Here is a 9,447-nt window from a genome sequence, read left to right as displayed (position 1 = left end):
TAATTTAACTGGCTCACTCAAGATCATTTTTAGCATCCCAATTACAGAAGTCACAACCGCTCATGTCAAATTTTTTGTTTCCTACTCTTCGAGGATAACTGGGATTATATTTAATTGCAAGCCCCTTGGTTATTGAGATACCACTGTTTGGGATAAAGCGGATCGCGGGGTGTATAATGTTGCTGAGTTTCTAGGATAATGTTGGGTTCCGCCACCAAAACTTCTGGATATCTTGTCAGGCGGTTGGCAATTTTGATCGGGTTTTCTATTGCTTGTTTGGTGACTTCGCAAACGAAGGTGTTGGGAATGCCTTCGACTGGCCGGATTATTGTTAAATTTGCTGCATTGGCGATCGCATTTCGCAATTCTGCGTTTACTTGTTCGTCAAATTGGATTGTAATGCGATCGGTTAAATAAAAGAATGTACTCGGATTGTTTGCCGGACAATAGACATGGCTGGCAAAAACTACAGCATCGCTGGCGCGGGCGGCTTGCATTGCTGCATCTAGGTTGGACGGCGCCACTAGATATTCTTCCAGATTACTTTGTCCGACGCGAAGGTTAAGTTTTGCCTGATTTGTTGCAGCCCAATTGTTTGATGTCGATGCTGTCGCGGAGGGTCTGACTGTAAAGCGGTTTGGAACTTTTGACAGCAACAATTCATCGCCGCCCCGCTGCAAAATCACTGCCAGACTTGCTTCGGGAACTCCGATACCTTGATAGTTTTGGAGAGTCGCCGATGTGGGTTTACTTGGTTGTACCATCAGAAATATTCCTATTGAATTTGGGAGAGAAGACTGGGCGGTTGAAACTGGGCGGTTGAAACCGCGTCTATACAGACAAAACCCGCCTCCGCGGGTTGAAGAGACCAAGCGGTTTCAACTACCGTCTTATCTTATCTCCATCAGTCGGCGTCCGGCTGACATCGTTTGTGTAGATGCGGTTTCAACCGCATCTTATCTTCAACCTGCGGAGGCAGGTTTTGTCTTTGTAGACGCGGTTTCAACCGCCGTATTCGTTCTTATACGATCTCTTCTCTCAAATAAACACGCTAGGATTAATATTAAAGAATTCTCCCAGCGCCTTAGCTTGCGCCTTGCTAATCGCCCGTTTCCCATTAACCACCTCAGAAACTACTCCTTTGGAACCAATCACACCCACTAAATCGGCTTGTTTGAGTTCGCGAACCTCGATGAGATGCAAGAGAACATCCTGGGGAGTCGCTTCTGGAATTGGGTAATATTTTGATTCGTATTCTTCGATCAACAGCCCCCAGAGACTCAGTAAAGTTTCTTGTTCTAGTGTTAATTCTTCCTGGGACATCAGAGATCCTAATTCTGCGAGGGCAAGATCGTAATCTTCTTCGTTCAGGATGGGCTTAGGCTGCGATTTCGCCAGCAGTTGACCGTAGACTGTTTTCTCGATTGTGATATTCATGGTTCATTTTATTGTTAAATTGGACATGGTTCTGAAGTATAAGGTGGGTGTTTATTTCTCGGTATCATGCTTTTAACCATTAAAGTGAAGTTTTTTGATTTATTGATTGAATATATCAGGGAATCTGTAAGAATTTCCCGATGTATTTAGGGGGAATATCAACCTATTTTCTGCTTGACTTTATTTTTTTTCTCATTCCAGTTGATTTTGCTATATTCGGCATGGGTTAAAAACTTTTTGAAAGTTACATATCCGGTGCTATAGTTAATTTGCACAATTAATCTATAATGTTTACCTTTAATATTAAAAATGGTATATCCACAGACTTGATCGACCGATTTGGAATATCCATTTCGCACCTCTTCTAGCGATTTCCAATCGTTGTCTTCCATGAGCTTGCACCAGGCTGCGATCGCAGCCTTGGCATCGTCGGGGTATGGTTCGATCGCACTCAGAAGATTTTTGCGAGAAATTAGTTTCATTCGCGTACCGTTTTTTAAACGACACCTTTATGTTCTCACAACGAGAACCGCCTGTCAAGTCTCTACTTGAATTTTTCCTTCATAGCCTTTTGCCCGATCGCCCCTTTGACATTTGAACAAATTTGGTGTACACTTAGCCGGTTGCGATCGCCAATGGTAAGATCGGCTCAAGCTAAATATCTTTTTAAAGCGCCGAGGCGCAAAGTAATTTCATGGTATACTCTGCAACTGTTTGCTGGCTTCGCTTCACCGCCCGGATGACGATCGGGGCGATCGCAGTTTTGACTCTGTTGCAACCGCTCCAAGCCCAAGCACAGCAACCTTCTCGGCCAGATAACCAATCACAACTAGATCCCGCCGACGACCCGACGGATCCCAACAACCTCCGCCCTGTGACGCAAGATAGCAGCGTACTCAGCATTGCCGGAGGTCAGCGCTTGATGACAGAAGCCAGCAATGCTATTTCAAGTCAAAACTACACGCTCGCAGCTCAAAAACTCCAAGAATCCCGCCAAATTTTCAATCAACTATCCAACTTCTACCAGCAACTGGGCAGCAGTTTTGCCGGAATTGACATCCGGTTGGCCGACAGCAACCGCACCAAGGCTGTGGAAACAGCCCAAATGCGCGACGAAGCTACCTATCGGTTGGCGTTGGTACACCGCGCACAAAATAAGCCGGAACTGGCTGTTCCCCTATTAATTCAGATTATTCGATCGCAGCAGCCAACTCGGGACTTGGGAAAAAAAGCTTACCAGCAGTTACTGGAATTGGGATTTGTGGATGCCCCCTATCCCCGGCCTGCTGCAACTCAACCGCGATCGTCTAACAAATAGTTCCACTAAAATACTCAATACAGCCCTTTATCACAAATACCAATGGTTACACCGTCCCAAGTAGCAGAAATGATTAAGGCAGAGTTGCCCGACGCTAAGATACAAGTTGACGATTTGACCGGCGGTGGCGATCACTACCAGGCGAGAGTAGTCTCTGCCGCCTTTGAAGGCAAAAGCCGAGTCAAGCAGCACCAACTGGTTTACGGAGCTCTCAAACAGGCAATGGCTAGTGAAGCTATCCACGCTTTGGCGTTGGAAACTTTAACTCCGGCAGAATGGGCAGCCAAAAGTGAAGTTGCTTAGTTTTTCAGTGACAATTTGACGATCGCACATTTGTGCTTGTGTCAATAGTTGCTTGAGAAACAGTTGCTAACCAAAGAAACCGGGTTTTTCACCGGAATCTATGGCTTTCAACAGTTGACAGTTGACAGTTGACAGTTGACAGTTGACAGTTGACAGTTTGATAGCGACCTCTACCCTTAAGTCCGAGGATTGGAGTAATCAATAGTCTGATTTTAATTTCTCCCTCAAAGACTTGGGGCTTTCAACCAATTCTTTCTGGTAACGAGAGATTTTCGTTAAAAACCCGGTTTCTGCCTCATGAGAAACAACTGTCAACGTTTAAAAATTTTCAAACAATATTAGGAGATACCATGAGTACAGCACATGAAAGAATTGACGAATTGGTTAAGCAAAACAAAATCATGGTGTTCATGAAGGGCAATAAATTAATGCCACAGTGCGGTTTCTCTAACACTGTGGTGCAAATTCTCAATACGATGGGAGTGCCTTACGAAACAGTTGATGTTTTGGCAGACCAAGAAATTCGTCAAGGCGTTAAAGAGTATTCCAACTGGCCGACAATTCCCCAAGTTTATATCAACGGCGAGTTTCTTGGCGGCTCGGATATTCTGATCGAGATGTATCAAAAGGGTGAATTGCAAGAAGCTGTAGAAGTCGCTTTGGCTTCTTAAACAGTTGACAGTTGACAGTTGACAGTTGACAGTAAAGTGTGAAGCGTGAGGTTTTTTTATGGGGATTTAAACTCCACTCCCCCACGCCACATTCCTGAAGTGGGGGAGTTAAACCCGCTAGCGGACAATTGTCAATTGCCCGCTGTTTAAAATCAGACAGAACAAACATATCCCCGACTTCTTCAAGAAGCCGGGGATCTAATAGCAACCGGGTTTTACGTTGAATTAGGTTCATTTATAGCAGAAGCAAGAAGGAAGAAGGAAAAAGCAGGAAATCACAAATAACCAATTCCCGATTCCCGATGCTCGATGCCCTCTTTGGCCGATGCCCGATGCCCAAATAATCAGCAGGTTTATTAAACCAAATTTGGCATTTAATAATAGTCTGATTCAGCTTGCGTTTGGGGCTGTGGCATTTCAAAATTGGAAGTATCGTGAATGTAACGCGCTGCTTCTTCCTCTAATCTGTGAATCAGATAGGGTTCCAGGCTGTTACAATGTCGCAGGGCTGCGAGGTAGCCATCTAAGTAAAGCCGCAGGTCATCGAAACGATAACCTCTATTCCACATTTCGACGAGGGCGTCGGTAAGTTTTTGGTAGTGCCGGATTGTTTGGGTGTCTTGTAGCATGGTTGAGTTTGAAATCCTTTGTGGTGTGTATAATGACGGCGGGATTTAGGAAAGGCCTGGATTCATACTGAGCAAACTCAGAAGAGAGGCGATTGCTAAATAAAAGTTTTTACCCTGCTTCACAGGCTACCCTCCATAAAAAATTTCACTTGCCCCAATGCAGTGGCTCGAATCTTTCACACGCATCTAGATAATTCACCGTGCGTTTAAAAGAATCGGGATATTTCTGAATTGGGCGATCGAACTGAGTGAGTGTTCCGGCTACCGAGCGAACGGTTGGACGCATTTTAGTTTCAGTTGCGCGATTTGTCAACTTCCTCGGAGTGGGGGCCCTGTGGGGGGGTTCGGTCAAAGCAGGCGGCTGGGTCATAGGCTCGATCGGCTGTAAGCTATCTTATTTTCATTGTAAGCTCACCGCCAGAATGATTTAACCTTTCTGGGGTCTGACGATCGCAATTTGACGAAATCTTTAAAATTAAGACTAGAAGTTTGTTCGTCGCTTTAAACCCAGCTTATGCTTGAGTAGCGATGGTTACAAAACCTTGACAAAAGCTCTGTTAACCTGGTACCCATTAGTGATAAGGGAAGCTCGCCGTTGTGGGATCTGCAAGTATTTCAATTGTTGAAGGAAATCCGCACCTGCGATCGCTCTTGGGCTGGCATTTACAGCAAGTCGGTCACTGGGTGCACCAATCAGCGGATATCAGTCATGCTAGGGAAATATTTTTCAGCCGCCAGCCAACCCTAGTGATTCTTGATGCCCAATTGCCTGATGGGGACGGTTTGGAATTTTGCCGCTGGCTCCAACAGCAGCAGCAATCGCTGATTTTGATGCTGTCGGCGCGGAATTCAGAAGCGGATATTGTGGAAGGTTTGAAGTCTGGCGCCGACGATTACCTGACTAAACCGTTTGGGATGCAAGAATTTATGGCTAGGGTGGAAGCCCTGATGCGCCGCAACCGCACGATGGTACCGCCCGCGATGCTGGAGTGCGGGCGGCTAAAAATTGACTTGGTACAGCGCCGAGTCAGGCTGCATGAGGAACACATCGAGCTTACTCCCCAGGAATTCAGCCTGCTGTACGTGCTGGCTCAAGCTGGAGGAGTGCCTTTGTCGCGCTCCGATTTGCTGCGTCGGGCGTGGCCTGATGCGATTGACAACCCGCGCACGATCGACACTCACGTACTCTCTCTGCGGAAAAAAATCGAAATCGACCCGCGACAGCCGAGTCTAATTCAAACTGTGCGGAATGTCGGCTACCGGCTGAATCTGGAATTGTTGAATGGGAATCAACAAAATTCACCCGTATTCGGCGCTCCGACATCTGAAACTATCATTAGCCGATAGATCTGATTTTAGGTTGAGAATTGATGTGCGATCGCATCTGTTTTTGCCGCCATAATAAAATCATTGCGGTGCAGCCCAGAAATCGAGTGAGTCCACCAAGTAACGGTAACTTTTCCCCACTCGGTTAACAGTGCGGGGTGATGCCCTTCAGTTTCTGCCGCTTCGCCTACACTGTTAGTAAAGGCGATCGCACTTTTGAAATCCGGGAATTTGTAGGTGCGTTCTAACTGAGGAATGCCATTTTTTTCAATCAAATTCCATTCGGGGATTTGAGGCTTAAGTTGGACAATTTCGTAAGCCGTGACGCGGGGAGAGTTTGGGAGGCAGGCGGCACAAGGTTCTTTTGCTAAAGGTTCCATAAATAAATTGCGGTTTGGCGAGAAGATCCTAAAAGATAGTATGACACTTCTGATGTGACTTATTTTGGACAGGGCAAATGTCCGTTAGGAGTTACAAAGACATTGTGATTGAAGTCATTAATAAAACAGATCAGCAATCCGTCTCGGTGAATTTTTTTGCCATCATTCCACCGCAATAGTTCGGTATTGGCGGTTGTTCGGTAAAAATCTAAAGTAGGCTCTAAAGTGCTTTCGCCTGGATTTAGCTGTACTTCTACACGAACCCGAATTTCTTTAACTTCTCCATTTCGCTTGCCAAGTTCATTGATTTTGTAATCGCGGAGGACAAAGTTTTTTACATAAATGCGCTGAGTGGAAGTATTAGTCAGTCGCAGCATTCCCTGTTTGACAGTTTCTACTCGCAGCACGTAGTTTGGTGGCATGAAAGCAGCAAGGGAGACACAGCCGATCGCCATTCCACTCAAAAGTGATAACACCCGTTTCATGTTATTATAATATGCGAATGTGATGAATGAGTATTGATTTTACTACAGTGCAATCACAGACACCAAGTGATTCCCAAGTATTATGTATATTGTCATTGCGAGGAACGAAGCAATCCCAGACACTAAGCGATCGCAATATTTCACTCGCAATGACATAATTTTGATATTACTCACGCTCTTCTTCAACCTTTCGCACATCAATCGCCCCTTCCCGAAACGGGCAACCCTTGCAAGAATCCAGCCTCACAACTTCCTCGGTGTTTAAAACTCTCTCCAGAGGGCAGCGCAACTCTTCCTCTTCATTTTTGTCAACGCAGATGTGAAAGCCCACCAAACCAACAGTCAGCACTAGCCCCGCCGAAGAATTGAGAGCACCGACTACAGTACCCACAACCGCTTCTGCAATCATCCATCCATGCTGTTTCGACAATCCCATAAATCATTCCTAAACTCAACTAAATTGAGTATGAAATTTCGGGATACCCGAATGCCAAAGAATGGCTGCAACTCTGCTATACTAGGAATTAGGGATATTTGGGACGCTCATTCGGTATCGGGAATCCCGAAACTTTTTTAGCAACTTATTTTGAAAATCTATGCCCAATCTGGGAGAAGGCGATAAGTCTTGGCAGCGAGTCAAGGATTTGGTGGAGGCGCTGCTAGATTATAAGTTAAATAATAAAAATGACATCTCTAATCTCCATGCCGAATGGACAGGTAAGACTACCGACTTGTACGTCACGACGACCCTGGAAGCCCTGCGCCACTTGCTGAAAGATAAAAATGCCTTAAATGCCTTCAAACCAAATAAGACAACATCTGACAAGCAAGTTAGAATGTATATCGGTGAGGTACTTAATAATTATCTCGACGAAAATCTGAAAATTCTGAAGAATCACATCCCGAAGCCGAAAAGGCGGGGCAATTCAAATAGGATTTTTACTCTAAATTTGTGGAGTCAAAAGGACAAAGCAAAGAATTTAGAAGAGTTGGCAAAAGTTTGGGGCGGTACACCAGATAACAGCAGGCAAAATAGTGAGGGCAAAACTGAGAAGGATAATGTGCCCGCAGATTCCCCTCCCGATAAATCAATTAGGGTGGCTGTTTCTCAGATGCCTGAGTCGGTGCCTGTGTGGAAAGGGCGGGATGAATTGGTGGCAAAATTAACTGCTAAATTAGTACAAATCCTGCCGGATGGTACTTCGCCGCCGAAGGTATTGGCGATTGTCGGGCAAGGCGGTATGGGTAAAACGAGTTTGGCAATCAAACTTGTGGAAGGATTGGGGATAAATTGGCAGCATTCTGTTTCTCAAGCAGGGAAAAGTTTGCTGGCGGGCGGTTATGAATGCGTGATGTATTTCAAGGTACAGGAAGGAACCAGTTTTGATGATGTGGCTGGGTTTCTGTTAAGTGAAGGTTTGGGAATTCCGGGGGCGGTGGAGTTAAAAAAGCCTGAAGAAAAGATTGCGAAAATTATGATGGGTTTGCAACAAACTCGCTGTCTGTTGATACTCGATAACCTGGAAGATATTTTGCATCCGGCGGTTGAGGCGGGAAATCCTGATTGTTTGGATTCGTCGCAGGTACATCGAACTATTTCACCGGATTGGGGTAAGTTGTTGAATGCTTTGGTTTATCAGCAGCACCAATCGCAAATGATTTTGACCAGCCGGGAAGTGCCTGCGGATTTGGCAGATACCCGCTATCCGGGGTTAGCGCCCGATGCCGAATTGGTGCATATTGAAGTGTTGCAAGGTGTGGATGTGGCGGCAGGTGTGGAGATTTTACAACAGCGAAAGTTGACTGATAAATTAGCTGATTTGCAGTGGATATCTCGGCGGGTTGAAGGTCATGTTGTTTTGTTCACTCTATTGGCATCTCTTGCCAAGGGGAGACCGGGATATTTGCGGAAGCATCCTGAATTGGTAACGAATAATGTGGAACAAATATTGGAAAAACACATGACAAGGCAAAGTGCAGCGGGAAGAGATTTAGTTTCGCGGATGTGTGTGTTGCGAGTGCCTATAGATGTGAGGGGTTTAACTTTTTTGCGGCTGTATGCGGATGATTGGGAAGAAGAACAGCGTTTAATGATAGCAGCACAGTCAAACAAGCCAGTTGAGTTTACTGAGGAAGAAATCAGTCAGACAGAAAAGATTGTGAAGCAATTAGTTGATGCCTCTTTGGTGGTAAGTGTCTATGACGGCGACAAATGTGAAGATATCTACTCGATACATCGGTTGACAGCAGATTTTTTGCGAAAGGAATACCAATCACTGCCAAGGTTATTCAAAAGGGTGGATTCCTTCGATCTCTCTAGCGTAAAATTTGAAGATTTTCAAGAGATGAGCGATTTAGCACAAGTATTCAGTGAACCGATGATGTTTGTATTAAACATAGGTGATGAAAGAGAACAATCGAAATTGGGAAATGTATTGTTGAATTATGCTTTGCGCTTGGGACAAGGAACTGCTATAGAAAATGCTATGATGCAGCAGGCATCGATTGTTGAAGATAACAATCAAGCAAGTGTTTTATTAATAATGGGTGTTTATCATCGAGATTTGAGTAATTGGGATGAAGGAGAAAGGTGTTTTAAGCAGGCTTTGACGATCGCACAACAAGAAAATAACAAGAGCGACATTGCTACTGCATTAGGGATGTTGGGAGGTATCGAACGAAATCGTGGCAATTGGGATGAAGCTGAGCGACTTTACCAGCAATCTTTGGCATTGAGGACAGAATTGGGCGATCGCGCGGGGATGGCATCTTCTTGGGGATTGTTGGGAGATATCGAGCGAAATCGTGGCAATTGGGATGAAGCTGAGCGACTTTACCAGCAATCTTTGGCATTGAGGACAGAATTGGGCGATCGCGCGGGGATGGCATCTTCTTGGG

General features: G+C 45.2%; 13 protein-coding genes. 5 read left to right on the top strand and 8 right to left on the bottom strand.

What is annotated here, in order from left to right; all coding sequences use genetic code 11:
• Positions 1 to 110: 110 nt before the first annotated feature.
• The 3 genes from QZ938_RS32180 to QZ938_RS32170 all read right to left on the bottom strand — a co-directional run bounded on the left by QZ938_RS32180 (position 111) and on the right by QZ938_RS32170 (position 1,919).
• Complete coding sequence (locus QZ938_RS32180; RefSeq protein WP_293353729.1) at positions 111 to 764, bottom strand: hypothetical protein; 654 nt, start codon at positions 762 to 764, stop codon at positions 111 to 113.
• A gap of 274 nt (positions 765 to 1,038) precedes the next feature.
• A complete protein-coding gene (locus QZ938_RS32175; protein WP_293353731.1) occupies positions 1,039 to 1,437 on the bottom strand; it encodes a transcriptional regulator in 399 nt (132 codons plus the stop codon).
• A gap of 158 nt (positions 1,438 to 1,595) precedes the next feature.
• Positions 1,596 to 1,919 (bottom strand): type II toxin-antitoxin system HigB family toxin, encoded by a 324-nt coding sequence (locus QZ938_RS32170; RefSeq protein ID WP_293353733.1) that lies wholly within the window; start codon positions 1,917 to 1,919, stop codon positions 1,596 to 1,598.
• A gap of 212 nt (positions 1,920 to 2,131) precedes the next feature.
• Between QZ938_RS32170 and QZ938_RS32165 the strand changes: the two genes are divergently transcribed.
• From QZ938_RS32165 to grxD, 3 genes are all read left to right on the top strand, one after another.
• The gene (locus tag QZ938_RS32165) at positions 2,132 to 2,755 is read left to right on the top strand and encodes a hypothetical protein (protein ID WP_293353735.1); all 624 of its coding nucleotides are present in this window, start codon (positions 2,132 to 2,134) and stop codon (positions 2,753 to 2,755) included.
• 42 nt (positions 2,756 to 2,797) lie between these two features.
• A complete protein-coding gene (locus tag QZ938_RS32160) occupies positions 2,798 to 3,058 on the top strand; it encodes a BolA family protein (RefSeq protein WP_293150780.1) in 261 nt (86 codons plus the stop codon).
• Between the two features lie 350 nt (positions 3,059 to 3,408).
• A complete protein-coding gene (gene grxD / locus QZ938_RS32155) occupies positions 3,409 to 3,729 on the top strand; it encodes a Grx4 family monothiol glutaredoxin (RefSeq protein WP_293150823.1) in 321 nt (106 codons plus the stop codon).
• 374 nt (positions 3,730 to 4,103) lie between these two features.
• On the opposite strand, the gene QZ938_RS32150 is transcribed toward grxD, so the two are convergent.
• A complete protein-coding gene (locus QZ938_RS32150) occupies positions 4,104 to 4,358 on the bottom strand; it encodes a DUF6761 family protein (RefSeq protein WP_293150826.1) in 255 nt (84 codons plus the stop codon).
• 145 nt (positions 4,359 to 4,503) lie between these two features.
• The gene (locus QZ938_RS32145; RefSeq protein WP_293363676.1) at positions 4,504 to 4,728 is read right to left on the bottom strand and encodes a hypothetical protein; all 225 of its coding nucleotides are present in this window, start codon (positions 4,726 to 4,728) and stop codon (positions 4,504 to 4,506) included.
• A gap of 227 nt (positions 4,729 to 4,955) precedes the next feature.
• On the opposite strand from QZ938_RS32145, the gene QZ938_RS32140 reads away from it, so the two are divergent.
• Positions 4,956 to 5,705 carry a response regulator transcription factor gene (locus QZ938_RS32140; protein WP_293150832.1) on the top strand — a complete coding sequence of 250 codons (750 nt, stop codon included), beginning with the start codon at positions 4,956 to 4,958 and terminating at the stop codon, positions 5,703 to 5,705.
• A gap of 8 nt (positions 5,706 to 5,713) precedes the next feature.
• Here the strand turns inward: QZ938_RS32140 and QZ938_RS32135 are convergent, their stop codons facing one another.
• The 3 genes from QZ938_RS32135 to QZ938_RS32125 all read right to left on the bottom strand — a co-directional run bounded on the left by QZ938_RS32135 (position 5,714) and on the right by QZ938_RS32125 (position 6,985).
• Positions 5,714 to 6,064 carry a 4a-hydroxytetrahydrobiopterin dehydratase gene (locus tag QZ938_RS32135; RefSeq protein ID WP_293353739.1) on the bottom strand — a complete coding sequence of 117 codons (351 nt, stop codon included), beginning with the start codon at positions 6,062 to 6,064 and terminating at the stop codon, positions 5,714 to 5,716.
• Between the two features lie 59 nt (positions 6,065 to 6,123).
• Entirely contained in the window at positions 6,124 to 6,549 is a 426-nt protein-coding gene (locus QZ938_RS32130) for a hypothetical protein (protein WP_293150838.1), read from the bottom strand.
• A 166-nt stretch (positions 6,550 to 6,715) separates the two neighbouring features.
• The gene (locus tag QZ938_RS32125; RefSeq protein WP_293353741.1) at positions 6,716 to 6,985 is read right to left on the bottom strand and encodes a hypothetical protein; all 270 of its coding nucleotides are present in this window, start codon (positions 6,983 to 6,985) and stop codon (positions 6,716 to 6,718) included.
• A gap of 160 nt (positions 6,986 to 7,145) precedes the next feature.
• On the opposite strand from QZ938_RS32125, the gene QZ938_RS32120 reads away from it, so the two are divergent.
• The coding region (locus QZ938_RS32120; RefSeq protein WP_293365683.1) for a tetratricopeptide repeat protein at positions 7,146 to 9,447 on the top strand (2,302 nt) is incomplete at its 3' end.

It is taken from the genome of Microcoleus sp. CAWBG27, from assembly GCF_020883145.1.
Taxonomy (GTDB): Bacteria; Cyanobacteriota; Cyanobacteriia; order Cyanobacteriales; family Microcoleaceae; genus Microcoleus.
Note: the sequence above shows the minus strand (reverse complement) of the source record. Positions and strands in the feature narration are given on the sequence as shown.

Coding starts and splice junctions, on each gene's coding strand:
- QZ938_RS32170 (WP_293353733.1), bottom strand. CDS start 1,919: ATGAAACTAATTTCTCGCAAAAATCTTCTGAGTGCGATCGAACCATAC.
- QZ938_RS32150 (WP_293150826.1), bottom strand. CDS start 4,358: ATGCTACAAGACACCCAAACAATCCGGCACTACCAAAAACTTACCGAC.
- grxD (WP_293150823.1), top strand. CDS start 3,409: ATGAGTACAGCACATGAAAGAATTGACGAATTGGTTAAGCAAAACAAA.
- QZ938_RS32125 (WP_293353741.1), bottom strand. CDS start 6,985: ATGGGATTGTCGAAACAGCATGGATGGATGATTGCAGAAGCGGTTGTG.
- QZ938_RS32175 (WP_293353731.1), bottom strand. CDS start 1,437: ATGAATATCACAATCGAGAAAACAGTCTACGGTCAACTGCTGGCGAAA.
- QZ938_RS32180 (WP_293353729.1), bottom strand. CDS start 764: ATGGTACAACCAAGTAAACCCACATCGGCGACTCTCCAAAACTATCAA.
- QZ938_RS32135 (WP_293353739.1), bottom strand. CDS start 6,064: ATGGAACCTTTAGCAAAAGAACCTTGTGCCGCCTGCCTCCCAAACTCT.
- QZ938_RS32165 (WP_293353735.1), top strand. CDS start 2,132: ATGGTATACTCTGCAACTGTTTGCTGGCTTCGCTTCACCGCCCGGATG.
- QZ938_RS32145 (WP_293363676.1), bottom strand. CDS start 4,728: ATGACCCAGCCGCCTGCTTTGACCGAACCCCCCCACAGGGCCCCCACT.
- QZ938_RS32130 (WP_293150838.1), bottom strand. CDS start 6,549: ATGAAACGGGTGTTATCACTTTTGAGTGGAATGGCGATCGGCTGTGTC.
- QZ938_RS32160 (WP_293150780.1), top strand. CDS start 2,798: ATGGTTACACCGTCCCAAGTAGCAGAAATGATTAAGGCAGAGTTGCCC.